The following is a 12,991-nucleotide window of genomic DNA, read 5'->3' on the forward strand; positions in this document are numbered from 1 at the left end:
CACACGGGCGAGACGCCCGCGCCACTATTGCCTGGCCGCGCATCTGACGTTTTCTCCCTCACCCCGGCCCTCTCCCGCTGGGAGAGGGAGAATCCCTCGCCGTCTCGCGCGACAACCTGCGACTGGGTTCGCCGGACGGTCATCCGAAGAAACGTGATCCTCCGCTCGCTGTCTCCCTCTCCCAGCGGGAGAGGGATCAAGGGTGAGGGAGAACGCGTCGAATTTACCCGCGATTGTAAACCCATCGAATTCGAGGGGATTAGAATCCCAATCGCATCTCGCCGATCGCTCGAGATTTCATGGGCCTCATAAATCGTAATTCATAAATCGTAAATCCCATGAACCTCTCTGAACTCCTCGCCACTGTCCGCCGCGTTGAAGTGCGCACGAACCGGCTCGTGAACGACACGATGGTCGGCGCCTACCTCAGCCATTTCAAGGGCCGCGGCATGGACTTCGAGGAGCTCCGCGAATACATTCCCGGCGACGACGTGCGGGACATTGATTGGAACGTCACCTACCGCATGGGCCGCCCGTTCGTGAAGCGCTACCGCGAGGAACGCGAACTCGCCGTCGTGCTCGCCGTGGACATCTCGGCATCATCCGCCTTCGGCTCGCTGCGCCGGACGAAGCGCGAATTCGCCACCGAAATTGCCGCCACGCTCGCCCTCTCCGCCTCGCGCAGCAGCGACAAGGTGGCGTTGCTGCTGTTCACCGATGAAGTCGAACTTTACCTCCCGCCGCGCAAAGGTCGTCGTCACATCCTGCGCGTGCTCCGCGAAATGCTCGCGTTCGAACCGAAGCGCAAGGGAACAAACATCCCCGCCGCGCTGAATTTCGTGAACCACGTCATCAAGCGCCGCTCGATTGTTTTTCTGATGACGGATTTTCTGCACAGCTTCGGAGCGCCGAACTCCGATTCGGCGAGAGCGAAGAGTCACTCAAACGAACCCACCCCCGGCCCCTCCAGGGAGGGGAGCAGTTCACCGAGCGCGGCCACTTTCGGAGTTCCCCTCCTGGGAGGGGTCAGGGATGGGTTTCCCACGGCTGCCAACCGCGACGTCCTCCAAGAACTCGGCCTGACCAATGCCCGTCACGATCTCGTCTGCCTGCATCTGCATGATCCGCGCGAGAGCACGCTGCCGGGCGCGGGTCTGCTGACGATTGAAGATGCGGAAACTGGCGAGCTGCTCGAACTCGATTCCAGCCGTGCGGCCGTGCGGGAAAAGTTTGTCCAGGTCAACTCCGGGCGTCTGGCGGAACTCGACCGGGCCTTGAATCGCGCCGGCGTCGAAACGCTGCGCTTCACCACGGCCACGGACTTTGCGCCCACGCTGCAGCGCTTCTTTGAAACCCGACGCGGAAGGAGGCGCGGGTGAAGCGGCCCTTGATGATGGGGAATTGGCGCTTGGCGTCGGCCATTCTGCTGGTGGTGGGGACAACCGTCTTTGCCCAACCAGCATCAAACCCGGCTGACGACATCCCGCCGCTGGCGCCGCCGCTCCGCGAAATTCCGCCCACTCTGTGGGAGCGGTTCGGTTGGACGCTGTGGATTGCGATTCCCCTGCTCCTCCTGGCCCTTGCGTTCACCGTGTGGTGGTGGTTGCGTCCCGGCAAGCCGCCGGTGCTCGTGGCGCCCGCGGTGCAAGCCCGCGTCACGCTGATGGCGCTGCAAGGTCAGCCCGAGGACGGCGCCGTGTTGAGCCAGATCTCACGGGCGTTGCGGAATTATCTGACCACGGCCTTCTGGCTCCGGCCCGATGAGTCAACGACGACCGAGTTTTGCGCCCGGTTGAACGCGAGCGAACGCATCGGCCCCGAACTCGCCGCCGCGCTGGGCGACTTCCTGCGGGCCTGCGACGAACGGAAATTTGCGCCGGCCGCGGGCGGGGAACCTTGCCGCGCCGCGAACCGGGCGCTTGCGCTGGTGGAACAGGCTGAAGCCCGGCGCGCCCGGTTGCGCGCCGCAGCCGGCCCGGCCCAATCCGCATGAACACCAGCTTCCAGTTTCAATTTCCCTGGGTGCTGGCGCTCCTCGCGCTCCTGCCGGTTTATGCGTTTCTGCGGGGGCGCGCTGGCAAGCTGTCCGCTCTGGTGTTTTCGAGTGCGGACATCGCCCGCGCCGCCGGGGCCACGGCACGGGCGGCCGTCGGACGGCTGTTTCTGTTCCTGCGGCTGCTTACCGCAGCGCTGCTCATAGTCGCCCTGGCCGGTCCGCGCTTTGCCAATGACCGCACCGAGACGCACACCAGCGGCGTGGACATCATGCTCGTGCTCGACCTCTCGTGGTCCATGATTGCGCTGGACATGGGCAAGCCCGTGGAGCGGATCTCGCGGTTCGACATTGCATCGCAGGTCATGGAGGACTTCATCCGCAAGCGGCCGAATGACCGCATTGGGCTCATCGCCTTTTCCGCCGTGCCGTATCTCGCCAGTCCGCTCACGTTGAATCACGACTGGCTGGTCGAGAACCTGCAACGCCTGCACGTCGGCACCATCAAGGAGCTGGGCACCGCCATCGGCGACGCGACGGCGGCCGCGGCAAAACGGCTGCAGGCGCAGAAGGAGGCCAAGAGCCGCATCATCATTCTACTGACCGACGGCGACAACAATCGCGGCGAGATTGATCCCGTGCCCGCCGCGCAGCTGGCCGCCGCGCTGGGCGCGAAGGTTTACACCATCGGCATCGGCATCGATCAGCCGTGCCAGCTGCCGCGGTTCGACCCAAACACCGGCAAGCTGCTGCTCGACCCGGCGGGCAACGTCGTGCCGACCATGACCATCCAGCCGGCGAATTACGACGTGCTCGGCAAAATGGCGGCGCTGTCGGGCGCGCGGTTTTACCGCGCCACGAACCGCCGTGAGTTGCAGAGCATCTACAATGACATTGACCGGCTGGAGAAAACCGAGGTGAAGCTGCGCCGTTTCACGACCTACACGCCGTTGTTCCAGTGGCCGTTGCTGGCCGCACTCGGGCTGCTGGCGCTGGAACTGGTGCTGATCAACACACGTTATCGGAGGGTGCCGTGAACTTTGCCGATCCCCATTTCGCCGAACCGGCCTGGCTCTGGCTCGCAGTGCTCGGTCCCGCACTGGTCGTGGTGTTGCAGCGTTACGCAGCGCGCGCCCGGCAGCAGCAACTGGCCCGCATGGCCGCGCCGGAACTGGTTGCCGCGCTCACGCGTTCGCACAGTCCGGGCCGGCGGCGCCTGAAGGACATCATGCTCGCCCTCGCCGTGGGCGGCATCGGCCTCGCGCTGTCCCGGCCCCAATGGGGCGAGGCACACCTTGGCGAAACCCAGCTGCTTGGCGACGATGTGGTCTTCGTCCTCGATTGCTCGCGCAGCATGCTGGCGGCGGACGTGGCGCCCAACCGGTTGCAGCGCGCCAAGCTCGCGATTCTGGATTTTGTCCAGCAGCGCGGCCAGGGCCGCGTTGGCCTCGTGGCGTTCGCCGGACAGGCGTTTTTGCAATGTCCGCTGACGCTGGACTACGATGCGTTTCGCGACGCTTTGATGGCCATGGACGACAGAACCATTCCCGTCGCGGGCACGGACGTGGGGCGCGCCCTGGACGAGGCGTTCCGCGCGATGGACAAGGAGGACCGCAGCAAGCTCGTCATCCTCATCACGGACGGCGAGGACCTGGAAAAGAGCGGCGTGAAAATGGCCGAAGACCTCGCCAAAAAGGGCGTGCTGGTGTTTACCATCGGCGTGGGCACTCCGGCCGGCGCGGAGATTCAAGTGCTGAACGACCGGGGCCAGCCCACCCTGCTCCGCGATCCGCAGGGCAACGTGGTGCGCAGCCGGCTGGATGAGGCCACGTTGCGGGCCATCGCGAATGCCACGCACGGCGCGTATCATCCTCTGGGGCCGCTCGGTGAAGACCTGGCGCGCGTGCGCGCCGCGCTGGAGAACCGCATTGTCGCCGGTGAAGCCACCGCCCTGCGGAAACACGGCGTGGACCGTTTTCATCTGCCCATCGCTGCGGTATTATTGCTGGTCGTCGCGGAATCCTTGATGGGCACACGCCGCCGAACATGAACCACGACATCCAAATGCCGAATGCGGTCTGCGACGCCAGGAGCGGGCTGCGCTCCGGCTTTGCCCGACCTTTCGTTCGTGCGATGGGCGGCCTCGGGCTGACCTTGGCGCTGTTCTTCGGCCTGGGCAAAGGCTTCGCCCAAGCGGCCGACGGCGCGACCAACACCGTGGCCGATGCCGCACCGGTCACGCCGCGGGAATACTTCAACGCCGGCACGCGGCTGCTGCGCGCGGGCAGGCTGCGCGAGGCCGAATCGTATTTGCAAACGGCGATTGGCAGGCAGGATCCGGCATTACAGCCGGCGGCGCTCTACAATCTCGGGCACGTCCGTTTTGCCCAGGGGGTTGAAGAACTCAAGAAGGCGCCTGATGGACGGCAGGCCGCGGCGCGCGCGCGTAATGCCGCGTGGCAGGGCGAGGCGGCCATTCGATCCGCTGACAACGCGCTGGCCGGCCAGGACGTGGACCGCCTGGTCGCCGCCTATCTGCAGGGCGCCGGCGCCCGCCATGAATTGAGCGGCGCGATGAAGGCCGTGCGGCAGGCGCTCGAGGCTTATGGCGGCGTGCTCCAACGCTGGCAGCGCGCGGCCGATGATTTCAAAAGTGCCGCCGAGTTGAACCCGCACGACGCGAACGCCCGCCAGAACGCGGAGGTCGTGGAACGGCAGATCGCGCGCCTGATCGACCAGATCCGCGAAATGCAACAGGCGATGGCCGCCGCGGCGCAAGCCCGGCAGCAGTTGAAGGAGAAGATGAAGCAGATGCGCGGCAAGATTCCCGATTCGCGGATGCCGCCGGGTGCACCGGGCGAGGATGACGAGGACGAGGACATGCCCGAGGGCCCGCAACCGGGCATGCAGGAAGGCGCCGGCAAGACGGGCAAGGAAATGAAGCTCAGCCCCGAAGAGGCGAGTCAGATCTTGAATGGCTACCGGCTTGATGGCGATCGCCGCCTGCCCATGGGTCAGGATCAACAAGGCAAGCCGCTCGATCCAAACCGCCCCACGTGGTGATATCATGCGCCGTCCCGAGACATTGATAAATCACCCCGCACTGACCCGGTTCGCCGGGTTGTTGCTCGTCGTTGGTTGGAGCGCCACGAGTCCGGCCCAAACTGCACCGCCACCGGCCCCCGATCCCGCGGTGGCGTTGTTGACGTCGCAACCGCAGATCGACACCACCTCGCCCGTGGAAGCCACGGCGGAATTCGATCCGCCCGTCATCCGGCCCGGCGGAACGGCAACCTACCGTGTCACGTTTAACGCCCTGCAGGACTCAATCAAATGGCCGGAGGACGTCATCGCGCCCGACGCACTGACTTTGCGAGCCAGCGCGCGCGGCCAGATTTTTTCCAGCCTGGGCGGACAAATCCGGCCCTTCACTACGTTCAATTACCGGACAACCGCCGGCGCGGCGGGCACCTTCACCGCGCCGCGCTTCCTGGTTTATGTCTACGGCAAGCCCGTCACCGTGCCGGCGGCGCAGTTGACCGTGGTCACCAATCCCGCCACGCCGGTCCCCGCGGCGCTCCAACTGCATCTGGAAACGGACGCCACCCATCCGTTCATTGGCCAGCCCGTCAACGTGCGCATCACCCTGCCTGCCGGGCCCGGCGGCATTGTGCAGGCGCTGAGCATGGTCACGCTGAACGGCGCAGGCTTCATGAGCGATCCGTTGTCGGCGCGGCAAATGGTCAAGCCGTTGAATCAGGGCGGCAGCAACGTCACGACGTTCATTTACGAAACCACCATCACGCCCATCCAGGCCGGTCGCATTGAGTTGTCGGCCCAGGGATTCACCGCCGGCAACCGGTTCTCCGGGCCGATCGTCATCACCGGACAGGCGGTGATTCCCGGCGGGGTGCCCCGCTACGTTCTGCTCGACACACCGCCCGTAACGTTGCAGGTGCGCCCCGTGCCACGGGAGGGCGAGTTGCCCGGCTACAACGGAGCCATCGGCCAGTTCCAGCTCGACACACCGGTGCTGACGGCCCGGCAATTGCACGTCGGCGATCCGTTGACGCTCACCGTCAACGTCCGCGGTGAAGGCAATCTGGCCCGGCTGGTGCCGCCGCCACCGCCCGCCGCCAGGGGCTGGCGGGTGTTTGCCGGCGAACCGGACAAGGCCCCGGCCCAGCTCATTCAAGCGCGGGGTTTCACCACCTTCACTTACACGCTGATTCCCATCACCACCACGGAAGCGACACCGGTCATTCCGTTCAGCTACTTTGATCCAGACAAGGCCAAATTCGTCAATCTGAGCATTCCAGCCGTGCCGGTGCACGTTGCCCCCGGAACTGCGCCGGTGGACCTGACCGCACTGGGATCGACGGCTTCGACGCCCGCAACACGCGAGCGCGAACCGACGCTCGGCGCGCTCGCACCCACGCCGGGCCGCACGATGACCGGGCTGGTGTCGTGGCAAAATCGGGGCGGGTTTCTCCTGGCGCAGACCCTGCCCGCGCTCGTTTTGGGCGGTCTTTGGTGGTGGGATCGGCGGCGACGACTCTTCGCCGCGCACCCGGAAATTCTCCTGCGCCGGCGCGCCCGCCGGGCGTTGCGCCGCGAACGAACGGCGCTGCGCAAAGCCGCCAGCCACGGCGACACCCCACGCTTTACCGCCTGCGCCGTCAACGCCCTGCGGGTGGCGTGCGCACCACATTACCCGGCCGAACCGCGCGCGCTGGTCAGCAGCGACGTGCTGCCGTTGCTTGTGGAAAACCAACGCGCGGCGGAACTCGGTGCCGTGGTGCGCCATTTGTTCGCCGCCGCTGATGCGGAGCGTTTCGCCGCGCAAACCGCTCCCGCAAAGGACCTGTTGAGCCTGCGCACCGACCTGGAAACCGTGCTCGCGTGGCTGGAGGAGAAATTGCAATGAAACCCGTGGCCGCCAATTTGAAGCCGACGACAACCCGCACAGGTCCGGGGCGGAGCGCGACCCGTGTGGCACTGCTGTTGTTGCTGCTGGCCGCGCCTCAATCGGGTCATGCCGGACCGGACGCCTTTCAGCAGGGCACCAACGCCTACGCCCTGGGTGACTACGCCACCGCCGCCACCGCCTTCGCCGCCGCAGCCGGGCAGATTCCCGCTGCAGGCACGCTGCAAAATCTCGGGCTGGCCGAGTGGCAAAGCGGACGGCGCGGGCGGGCCATTCTTGCGTGGGAGCGCTCGCTTTGGGTGGACCCCTTCAATGATGCCGCCCGTGCGAACCTGCGCTTCGCCCGCAAGACCGCGCAGCTCGAAGCGCCGGAATTGACGTGGTATGAGGCAGCGTCCGAATGGCTGCCGGTGAATGTCTGGTCCGCGCTCGCGGCCGGCAGTTTCTGGTTCGCCGTGGCCATGGTGATGCTGCCCCGCATCTTTCGCTGGCGGCGGACTGGCTGGCATCAAGCGCTGGCGGCCGGCGGTTTCGCAATATTTCTGCTGTGCCTGCCCGCACTGGCCGGCATCCACACCCGGGCGCGCATCGGGTTCGTGCTGGAAAAGGACACCCCGCTGCGATTGACCCCCACCGCCGATGCACAGCAGCTCTCCTCGCTGCCGCCAGGCGTGCCGGCGCGCTGGGAACGCACGCATGGCCAGTATGCCCTGATTCAAACACCTTACGGACGGGGCTGGGTGGAGCGCCGCCAGTTCAGCCGCATTTGTCCGGATTAAGTGACGGACAGTAGCAAGCGTCCCCGGGTTACAACAACGCAAGGTCGCTTTGCAATTTGCGGCAAATGCAGTTTGCCCGTTGCAACGTGCGAGAGCTTTGCACGGCTATATCCCGACTTTTCACCAGAAACACGCCATTTTACGCGCGTGCCCGTGATTGCACCGGCTGGCATGCCTTCTGCACGGCAGATGTGGAGCCTCAAACCCTGAAAGGCAAATTATGAAACTGAACAAAATTGCAGTGATAGCTCTGAGTGCGGTGACGGTTGGCTGGCTTTACACGCCGGCGTTTGCCGCGGCATTACATTCGCCTGTTCCGGTGTCGGAAAAGACAGCCGAGGTCAAACCGTTCCGCGGGAAAGTCGAAGCGGTGGACACCACGGCCAACACGCTCACGGTGGGCGGCAAAGCCTACAGCATCTCCGCGAACACGAAGCTGACCAAAACCGGCAAGACAATCACCCTGGGCGAAATCGCCGTGGGCGATCAAGTCCACGGGCTGGCCAAGCTAACCGCCGACGGCAAGTCGGCAGCCACCATGGTAATGGTGGTTCCAGCGCCCAAATAAAAGTCGCTGCAAACTCGTGGTCAGGAATCCGGGCTGCCACGGCATGAGCACATGCCGATCGGATTCCTGACCTGCCCCCGCTCGAATCGAAGTCCCCAATGTCGCGCTTAAAAATGCGCGATGATCTCGATCTCCACGCTGGCGCCCTTGGGCAATGCCGCCACCTGGATGGTGGAGCGCGCCGGGAAATCGCTGGTGAAATACTTCGCGTAGATTTCGTTCATCCCGGCAAAGTCGGCGAGGTTGGTGAGAAACACCGTGCTCTTCACCACGTTGGCAAACGTGAGCTTCTGATCCTCCAAAATCGCCTTCACGTTCTGCAACACCCGTTCGGTCTGCACCTTGATGTCGCCCGGCACGAGTTCGCCCGTGGCCGGATCGAGGGGAATCTGCCCGGCACTGAACAGCAGGTCGCCGGTGCGCACGGCGTGATTGTAAGGACCGACCGCAGCCGGTGATTTCGCGGGTTTGATGATGGATTTGGTTGCCATGTTGGGCCGGGAGTCTTGCGGCTTTGCCGGGAGCGGTCAAGGCGGACGATGCTGCGGCACCTGTCGTGAACGCACGGCCGGCGGGACGGCAGGCATGCGCCGCAGGCAGAAGATGCTCTTCACATCCACCGGAGGTTGCCGGGCGAGCAGATGCATGACGATGATTTCCAGGTTGGTGACCAGCGCCACGGTCATCAAGCCCAGCACCGCCCAGCGCCCGGCGGCAAACGCCAGCAAGGCCATCAGGGCGCCAAGCAGGCACAGCCCGTAGAATTTTGCCAGCCATGAATGCGTGGCCGGATACTTGCCAAACTTCACGACGCAGACCGCGATGACGGCGATTTCGGAAAGCAGGATCGCCGCGATCGCCGCCACATTATCCAGCACGACCGGCCGGCAACGCAGCCAAAGACAGGCCAGGATGAAGAGATAATAGATGACGTCGGTGATGCTGTCGTAGCGGCGCAACGCCGGCGTGGCCACGCCAAAACGACGCGCGAGGACGCCGTCGAAAATGTCCGAAAGCGTGCCGGCAAGGAGGAGCGGAACAAACACCCGCCGGTCCACGCCGGTCAGCGCGCAAGTGAGGGCAACCGGCCCCAGCAGCAGGCGCAACGTGGTCAGGGCAAAAGGCAGGTGCCGCTTCACAGATACTTTGCCAACAGCGGCCGCAGTTCAGCCACGGTCCGCGCCGGCCACAGCTTGCGGTCGGTCATGATGGCGTTCTTCAAGGCGCGGTGGTTTTTGAAATTGGGTTCCGTGGGAATGCGCGGGATGGCGTCGAGGAGGATCCGCTTGGCGGTCGCGGCGTTCTTGTGCAGGCAGTCGATGACCATTTCCACGGTGACGTGATCGTGCGCCGCGTTCCAGCAATCATAGTCCGTCACCATCGCCATGGTGGCGTAGGAAATCTCCGCCTCGCGGGCGCACTTGGCTTCGCCGAGATTCGTCATGCCGATGACGCTGTGACCGGCTTCATGGTTGGCGAGCGATTCGGCGCGGGTGCTGAAGGCCGGACCTTCCATGTTCACATAGGTGCCGCCATCGTGGACGCGCGCCTTGCAGGCACGGGCAGACTTGAGGAGCAGCGCTCGTAACCCTTCGCAAACCGGGTGCGCAAACGCGATGTGCGCTACGATGCCGCGCCCGAAGAACGTGTGCTCGAAACTGCGCTTGGTGCGGTCGAGGAATTGGTCCACGAGCACGACGTCGCCGGGCTTGAGTTTTGCCTGGAGCGAACCGACGGCGCTGACGCTGATGATCCACGAGACACCGAGGCTCTTCATCGCCCAGATGTTGGCGCGGTGATTCAGCTCGCTGGGCAGAATGCGATGACCGCGGGCATGACGCGCGAGAAACACCACGTCGCGTCCGGCGATTTTCCCGGTCAGCAGGTCGTCCGAGGGCGGGCCAAATGGCGTTTTGACCTTCACCCACTTCTGCTGGGTGAAGCCGTCAATTTGGTAAAGGCCCGTGCCGCCAATGATGCCGATGCGCTGTGCTGCCGCTTTCATGGCACGTAATCTTCCGGAGGCGGTCGGCCGGGGCAAGCACATGTTCCGGCGAATCGGCCACCCGGCGGGCGGAACGATGCCGCGCGCCAACCGCGGCTCTAAAACGGCCAGTTGACGCCCAGCGTCACGTAAACCTGCCCTTGCAGGTCCAGCCTGGCCGAGCGCCCCGGTCCGGTGATGGTGGAAGCACTCATGGGCATGTATTGCACACCCAGAAAAATATCGCCGTTTTCCTCGGCATGATAAACGGCCGTAACGTTCACGTAACCGCCGTAAACCACATCCGTGGCATCGAATGACCCGCGATTGTGGGCCGATGTGCCATCGGTAAAGGCAATGGCCTCGTCGTATTTGTAAGTCTCCGTGGCCAGCCCCACGGCGGGTCCGAGTCCGCCAGCCACGCTGAAGCGCGGGCTCAAATTGACGGACAACGTCGGCCCCAGCCGCAGGGAGTAGAGCGTGACGTCGAGTTTGCGGGAGCCGGTCAGCGTGCCCGAGACCGTGTCGCTGCCCACGAGCGTTGCCACGTCGTGAATGGTTGGCCCGACGCCGCCGGGACCGCCCTGATAAGGGGCCGTGGGCAGGACGATGCCGCCCGTGTCAAAGGCATAAGTGGAGCGGTTCACGGTGGCAGGCATGGCGCCGTGATCCTTGAGGCCAATGGGCAGAAAGCCGAATCCCAGTTCCCAGCCGAGCGAGGTCCGTCCCCAACGCTTCAATTCACCGCCGTAAGCCAGTTCCACGCCCAACGCCACGTCGTCCTGCGCGCTGCCGGAACCCGTCGCCGAAAACGAGGACGAGCTGTGCATGAACAGCTGATGGGTTGCCGCATCGTATTGGGAGGCGCTGTCGTAACCCCAGTAGGAAGTCCATTGCTGCGCGTTGCCCGTGTCGTCCACCAGAACGTAACCGTCGTCGTAGCGATGGTTCACCCCGCTCACACCGGTCGCGCCCGCGTTGTTGCCGGACACGCTAAACATCCCATCCATCTTGAAATCGCCCTTGATGTTGAAGCCAGTCAGCGCGCCCACGCGAAAGTGCCGGGTCCAGTCAGGATTGAACTGCGCCTGCGTCGAATCCACCAGCGCCACCAGCCCCAAAAGACCGATCACAACCGCGCGCGGCATCACGCCCGGCGTGGAACGGAAGGAGGAGGTTCGTGCTTTCATGAGGCGTCAAGGGTTCAGCCGCACGCGATAGAAACGCGACATGACATTGGTCGGATGGCTGACCGTCTTTGGCGGCCCGTCGTCAATCCACTGCACACGGTTGGCCGGTGCCACGACGGATGGCTGGGCCGCCTGGGCATTCGTGAACGTGCTGTCGGCGCTGTAGTAAATCGTATAGCTGCGGTTGGTGAGCGCCGCGAATTCAATCAGGATTCCCGCCGGCCCCAGATTGCTGATCACCGTAATATCAGGGGCCACCACGGACGGAGCCGACCAGTCCACCGCCGGGACACCCACCGCGGTGTAAGCAGAATCGGGCACGTTGATGGGCAGCCGGGTCGGAACAAAGTATTCGAGGACCAAGCCCACCGATTGCCCCGCGTCCAGCGACGCCGCATAAACCACATACGGGTTGCCGTCGTTGGTTCCGACCGCGTTGTAAAGCTGGTTGGTCAGGCCGGCCACAATCACGCGTGCCGCCGCCACGGAGTTGGTTCCTACATTCACCAACTGCACGTGTTGTTCCATCAACCCGGTTTGCGGATCGTAAGTCATAGCCGACGCGTTGGTGGCGATCAGCGGCGTCGCGTCAAAGGCCACCACGCTGAGATTGGTGCTGGCGGTGTTGTTGGTGAGGTTGACCTCCGAAATATTCGTGGCCGAAACCGTGGCCGACAACGCCAGCAGCCCGGCGTTGGTGGGCTGCACCGCGACTTGAAAGCTGCGGCCCGCATGGCCGGCCAGCGTGCCGGCGTTGAAGACCAGCGCGCCATTGGTCAGCGTGTAAGCCTGGTTTGCGGGCGAGAGACTGAGCAGACGCATCGCCGCAAAGCCGGTGTTCGTCACCAGCACATTCGCGACGGTGTTGGTCCCCAGATTGGTCACCGTCAGTCCATACGTCACCCAGTCATTCACAACGATCGGCGCTGCGGGTGGTGCCAGGGTCAACGCCAGATCCGCCGCGGGATAAGCCACGGCCACGACGACGTTGGTCGCGACGGAGTTGGTCAAAGTGGTCGTGCTGAAAGTAACCGCGTTGGTAAAGACGCCGCCCGTGGTGGGCCGCATGGTCACGCTCATTCGCGTCGCCGCGCCATTGCCAAACTGGTTGATCCCAAACAGCACGCTGGTCGCGTTGGTGAAAATCGTGCCGCCGCTCCAGTTGTTGGTGGCGTTCACAAATTGAACCGCCGCGCTGCCGGCAAACGCATTGGTCACGTAAACGTTTTGCAGGATCACCCCGGTCAGATTGGTCACATTGATGGTGAAGGTCACCGCATCATTGACCGTGGCCGAAATGGCAGAAACGCCAACCGAAAGCCCGATCCCCTGCGCGCCCGCGGGCGTGTCGGCGCCCACACCTAACAGCAGCAGCAGGGACAGCGCCCACCCGCGGACCCGCGGTTTGACGAACAGCGCTTTGCCTCGTGAACCAAGGAATTTCATTTTGCCCCAAATGCCGCTGACGATTGCCGGCCCGTCCACTTTTAAAGGATGCGCAGCCGTTCGGCAAAGCCTAATGCGCACGGAAGACCCGCCCGAAACCGCAG

At 64.3% G+C, this 12,991-nt stretch carries 13 protein-coding genes; 8 read left to right on the plus strand and 5 right to left on the minus strand.

Annotated features, from left to right (window positions below; genetic code table 11):
* The first annotated feature begins 338 nt into the window (after nucleotides 1-338).
* The 8 genes from VFV96_08495 (at nucleotide 339) to VFV96_08530 (ending at nucleotide 8,267) form a co-directional block, all read left to right on the plus strand.
* Entirely contained in the window at nucleotides 339-1,379 is a 1,041-nt protein-coding gene (locus tag VFV96_08495) for a DUF58 domain-containing protein (protein ID HEU5070436.1), read from the plus strand.
* 29 nt (nucleotides 1,380-1,408) lie between these two features.
* Nucleotides 1,409-1,993, plus strand: a complete 585-nt coding sequence (locus VFV96_08500) for a hypothetical protein (protein ID HEU5070437.1) — start codon at nucleotides 1,409-1,411, stop codon at nucleotides 1,991-1,993.
* Nucleotides 1,990-3,030: a VWA domain-containing protein gene (locus tag VFV96_08505; GenBank protein HEU5070438.1), complete on the plus strand. Its 1,041-nt coding sequence runs from the start codon at nucleotides 1,990-1,992 to the stop codon at nucleotides 3,028-3,030. The genes VFV96_08500 and VFV96_08505 overlap by 4 nt, the downstream gene beginning before the upstream one ends.
* On the plus strand, nucleotides 3,027-4,043 hold the full coding sequence (locus VFV96_08510) for a VWA domain-containing protein (protein HEU5070439.1): 1,017 nt from the start codon (nucleotides 3,027-3,029) through the stop codon (nucleotides 4,041-4,043). Before VFV96_08505 ends, VFV96_08510 begins: the two co-directional genes overlap by 4 nt.
* Nucleotides 4,040-5,056: a hypothetical protein gene (locus VFV96_08515; GenBank protein ID HEU5070440.1), complete on the plus strand. Its 1,017-nt coding sequence runs from the start codon at nucleotides 4,040-4,042 to the stop codon at nucleotides 5,054-5,056. The genes VFV96_08510 and VFV96_08515 overlap by 4 nt, the downstream gene beginning before the upstream one ends.
* A 4-nt stretch (nucleotides 5,057-5,060) precedes the next feature.
* Entirely contained in the window at nucleotides 5,061-6,920 is a 1,860-nt protein-coding gene (locus VFV96_08520; GenBank protein HEU5070441.1) for a hypothetical protein, read from the plus strand.
* A complete protein-coding gene (locus tag VFV96_08525; protein ID HEU5070442.1) occupies nucleotides 6,917-7,699 on the plus strand; it encodes a hypothetical protein in 783 nt (260 codons plus the stop codon). The genes VFV96_08520 and VFV96_08525 overlap by 4 nt, the downstream gene beginning before the upstream one ends.
* Nucleotides 7,700-7,919: 220 nt before the next feature.
* Nucleotides 7,920-8,267, plus strand: coding sequence for a DUF5666 domain-containing protein (locus VFV96_08530; GenBank protein HEU5070443.1), 348 nt, complete (start codon nucleotides 7,920-7,922; stop codon nucleotides 8,265-8,267).
* A 107-nt stretch (nucleotides 8,268-8,374) separates the two neighbouring features.
* Here VFV96_08530 and VFV96_08535 read toward each other — a convergent pair whose 3' ends face one another.
* The 5 genes from VFV96_08535 to VFV96_08555 all read right to left on the minus strand — a co-directional run bounded on the left by VFV96_08535 (nucleotide 8,375) and on the right by VFV96_08555 (nucleotide 12,887).
* Entirely contained in the window at nucleotides 8,375-8,758 is a 384-nt protein-coding gene (locus VFV96_08535) for a RidA family protein (GenBank protein ID HEU5070444.1), read from the minus strand.
* A 36-nt stretch (nucleotides 8,759-8,794) separates the two neighbouring features.
* The gene (locus tag VFV96_08540) at nucleotides 8,795-9,406 is read right to left on the minus strand and encodes a CDP-alcohol phosphatidyltransferase family protein (GenBank protein HEU5070445.1); all 612 of its coding nucleotides are present in this window, start codon (nucleotides 9,404-9,406) and stop codon (nucleotides 8,795-8,797) included.
* Nucleotides 9,403-10,272, minus strand: a complete 870-nt coding sequence (gene mtnP / locus VFV96_08545) for an S-methyl-5'-thioadenosine phosphorylase (protein HEU5070446.1) — start codon at nucleotides 10,270-10,272, stop codon at nucleotides 9,403-9,405. The genes VFV96_08540 and mtnP overlap by 4 nt, the downstream gene beginning before the upstream one ends.
* A gap of 98 nt (nucleotides 10,273-10,370) precedes the next feature.
* Complete coding sequence (locus VFV96_08550) at nucleotides 10,371-11,441, minus strand: hypothetical protein (protein HEU5070447.1); 1,071 nt, start codon at nucleotides 11,439-11,441, stop codon at nucleotides 10,371-10,373.
* A gap of 6 nt (nucleotides 11,442-11,447) precedes the next feature.
* Nucleotides 11,448-12,887 (minus strand): hypothetical protein, encoded by a 1,440-nt coding sequence (locus VFV96_08555; protein HEU5070448.1) that lies wholly within the window; start codon nucleotides 12,885-12,887, stop codon nucleotides 11,448-11,450.
* Nucleotides 12,888-12,991: the final 104 nt, after the last annotated feature.

Source organism: Verrucomicrobiia bacterium, assembly GCA_035765895.1.
In the GTDB taxonomy this organism is placed as follows: Bacteria; Verrucomicrobiota; Verrucomicrobiia; order Limisphaerales; family DSYF01; genus DSYF01.

Bases quoted from the DNA above. Each gene is read 5' to 3' on its own strand.
- VFV96_08495 (HEU5070436.1), top strand. From the start codon at position 339: ATGAACCTCTCTGAACTCCTCGCCACTGTCCGCCGCGTTGAAGTGCGC.
- VFV96_08505 (HEU5070438.1), top strand. From the start codon at position 1,990: ATGAACACCAGCTTCCAGTTTCAATTTCCCTGGGTGCTGGCGCTCCTC.
- VFV96_08515 (HEU5070440.1), top strand. From the start codon at position 4,040: ATGAACCACGACATCCAAATGCCGAATGCGGTCTGCGACGCCAGGAGC.
- VFV96_08520 (HEU5070441.1), top strand. From the start codon at position 5,061: ATGCGCCGTCCCGAGACATTGATAAATCACCCCGCACTGACCCGGTTC.
- VFV96_08525 (HEU5070442.1), top strand. From the start codon at position 6,917: ATGAAACCCGTGGCCGCCAATTTGAAGCCGACGACAACCCGCACAGGT.
- VFV96_08530 (HEU5070443.1), top strand. From the start codon at position 7,920: ATGAAACTGAACAAAATTGCAGTGATAGCTCTGAGTGCGGTGACGGTT.
- VFV96_08535 (HEU5070444.1), bottom strand. From the start codon at position 8,758: ATGGCAACCAAATCCATCATCAAACCCGCGAAATCACCGGCTGCGGTC.
- mtnP (HEU5070446.1), bottom strand. From the start codon at position 10,272: ATGAAAGCGGCAGCACAGCGCATCGGCATCATTGGCGGCACGGGCCTT.
- VFV96_08550 (HEU5070447.1), bottom strand. From the start codon at position 11,441: ATGAAAGCACGAACCTCCTCCTTCCGTTCCACGCCGGGCGTGATGCCG.
- VFV96_08555 (HEU5070448.1), bottom strand. From the start codon at position 12,887: ATGAAATTCCTTGGTTCACGAGGCAAAGCGCTGTTCGTCAAACCGCGG.